Annotated in this window: 1 pseudogene; it reads right to left on the reverse strand. The window is 70.2% G+C overall.

The window, feature by feature from the left end:
- Positions 1–376, reverse strand: a pseudogene (locus HR086_RS47795) (hypothetical protein); the annotation flags it as partial.
- Positions 377–403 lie beyond the last annotated feature (27 nt).

Here is a 403-nt window from a genome sequence, read left to right on the forward strand (position 1 = left end):
GGATGTTCTGGGTGAGCACCTCGGCGGGAGTCTCCTCGCCGCCCTCCGAGCCGGTCTCGCTCGCCCTGAGCATGGCGATCGAGCGTTCCACTGCGTCCTCCGTCATCGGCTGACCGGTGCGGAGCACCAGCATCATCTCGTCGAACAGGCGCTGGATCAGCGCGACTTCCGCCGCGTCGCCGACCGCGCTCACCTGGTTGCCCCGGACGTGGATGTCCGCCTGCGGGAACGACCGCTCGATCACTCGGAGCAGGGCGTCACCGGAGCCGAGCAGGGTGACCATCGGGTGCTTGGCGGGGACCGTGAACTGGGCGCGGGCCTGTCCGGGCGCCCCGTCCTGGGGCGATCCGTCGTGGGCTGTGGGTGTCTGCGTCATGGGCCGGCACTGTGGCCTGCACATACC

Origin of the sequence: Myxococcus sp. CA039A (assembly GCF_013336645.1) — a bacterium.
In the GTDB taxonomy this organism is placed as follows: domain Bacteria; phylum Myxococcota; class Myxococcia; order Myxococcales; family Myxococcaceae; genus Myxococcus; species Myxococcus llanfairpwllgwyngyllgogerychwyrndrobwllllantysiliogogogochensis.